This window comes from Paraplanobispora takensis, assembly GCF_016863195.1.
Classification (GTDB): domain Bacteria; phylum Actinomycetota; class Actinomycetes; order Streptosporangiales; family Streptosporangiaceae; genus Planobispora; species Planobispora takensis.
In genome coordinates, this window is the sequence record NZ_BOOK01000120.1 from 1 (window position 1) to 1,830 (window position 1,830).

The 1,830-nt window shown below is 58.6% G+C and carries 1 rRNA gene; it reads left to right on the top strand.

Annotation, left to right across the window (positions count from 1 at the left end):
- A 23S ribosomal RNA gene (locus Pta02_RS40675) occupies positions 1–1,825 on the top strand; the annotation flags it as partial.
- Positions 1,826–1,830 lie beyond the last annotated feature (5 nt).

Consider the following 1,830-nt stretch of genomic DNA (forward strand, 5'->3'; position numbering starts at 1 on the left):
GGATGGGTAGGGGAGCGTCGTGCGGCCGGCGAAGCATCCGAGGGATCGAGGTGTGGAGGCCGTGCGAGTGAGAATGCAGGCATGAGTAGCGAATCAGAAGTGAGAAACTTCTGCGCCGGATGACCAAGGGTTCCTGGGCCAGGCTAATCCGCCCAGGGTAAGTCGGGACCTAAGGCGAGGCCGACAGGCGTAGTCGATGGACAACGGGTTGATATTCCCGTACCCGCTGTGCGCCGTCCATATCGAACCCAGTGATACTAAGGGTCCTTAACCCCTCCGAGCCTTCGGGCTTGGGGTGAGGGTGAACGCCCGGCCTGATCTGGTAGTAGGTAAGCGATGGGGTGACGCAGGAAGGTAGCCCATCCCAGGCGGTGGTTGTCCTGGGGTAAGCATGTAGAGGGAGTGGTAGGCAAATCCGCCACTCGGATACCTTGAGATGTGATGCCGAGCCGATTGTGGCGAAGTGGGTGATCCTATGCTGCCGAGAAAAGCCTCTAGCGAGGAGCATGGCGGCCCGTACCCGAAACCGACTCAGGTGGTCAGGTAGAGAATACCAAGGCGATCGGGTGAACTGTGGTTAAGGAACTCGGCAAATTGCCCCCGTAACTTCGGGAGAAGGGGGGCCTTCGCTGGTGACGGGATTAACTCCTCGAGCTGGTGGGGGTCGCAGAGGCCAGGGGGAAGCGACTGTTTACTAAAAACACAGGTCCGTGCGAAGTCGTAAGACGATGTATACGGACTGACGCCTGCCCGGTGCTGGAACGTTAAGGGGACCGGTTAGTCGTGCCTTGTGTGCGGCGACGCTGAGAACTTAAGCGCCAGTAAACGGCGGTGGTAACTATAACCATCCTAAGGTAGCGAAATTCCTTGTCGGGTAAGTTCCGACCTGCACGAATGGCGTAACGACTTCCCCGCTGTCTCAACCGCAGACCCGGCGAAATTGCACTACGAGTAAAGATGCTCGTTACGCGCAGCAGGACGGAAAGACCCCGGGACCTTCACTACAGCTTGACATTGGCGTTTGGAGCGTCTTGTGTAGGATAGGTGGGAGACTGGGAAGCCGCCACGCTAGTGGTGGTGGAGTCATTGGTGAAATACCACTCTGGTCGTTTTGAACGTCTAACCTGGGTCCGTGATCCGGATCAGGGACAGTGTCTGGTGGGTAGTTTAACTGGGGCGGTTGCCTCCTAAAGGGTAACGGAGGCGCCCAAAGGTTCCCTCAGCCTGGTTGGCAATCAGGTGTCGAGTGTAAGTGCACAAGGGAGCTTGACTGTGAGACCGACGGGTCGAGCAGGAGCGAAAGCTGGGACTAGTGATCCGGCGGTGGCATGTGGAAGCGCCGTCGCTCAACGGCTAAAAGGTACCCCGGGGATAACAGGCTGATCTTCCCCAAGAGTCCATATCGACGGGATGGTTTGGCACCTCGATGTCGGCTCGTCGCATCCTGGGGCTGGAGTAGGTCCCAAGGGTTGGGCTGTTCGCCCATTAAAGCGGTACGCGAGCTGGGTTTAGAACGTCGCGAGACAGTTCGGTCCCTATCCGCTGCGCGCGCAGGAGACTTGAAAGGGGCTGTCCCTAGTACGAGAGGACCGGGACGGACGAACCTCTGGTGTGCCAGTTGTTCCGCCAGGAGCACGGCTGGTTGGCTACGTTCGGAAGGGATAACCGCTGAAAGCATCTAAGCGGGAAGCTCGCCTTGAGATGAGGTCTCCCACCCTGTAACAGGGGGTAAGGCTCCCGGTAGACGACCGGGTTGATAGGCCGGAGGTGGAAGCGCGGTAACGTGTGGAGCTGACCGGTACTAATAGGCCGAGGACTTGACCACAAAGC